Source organism: Dellaglioa sp. CoH-57-MRSF-22 (genome assembly GCF_056781895.1).
Genome location: NZ_JBXAXT010000232.1, coordinates 1 through 261, shown reverse-complemented (window position 1 = coordinate 261; position 261 = coordinate 1). Strand labels below are relative to the sequence as shown.

The 261-nt window shown below is 50.2% G+C and carries 1 protein-coding gene; it reads left to right on the top strand.

Features of this window, described 5'->3' with window-relative positions; genetic code table 11:
• On the top strand, positions 1-261 hold a 261-nt coding region (locus tag AC1RPR_RS08905), incomplete at both ends, for a hypothetical protein (protein WP_481763588.1).

Below are 261 nucleotides of genomic sequence, written 5' to 3'. Positions count from 1 at the left end.
ATATTCAACGGCTGCATGGGGAGCGGCAGCAGATCAAACATTTGGATATCTAAACACAGGCATCACAGTCAATCAGGCTTGGCAAGCTGGTGGTATCACACTAGGATTCGGCGCGAGATTCAACACGGGGACAACGTTGTACTACGGAGCAGCAAAAGCAACAAATCCGGTGTACGACGGATCGATCTATTGGGCTACTATGTCAGGCGGTAGCACTGGTATTGCTACGTCGGCAGATTTAACTACATGGACCCCGATTCC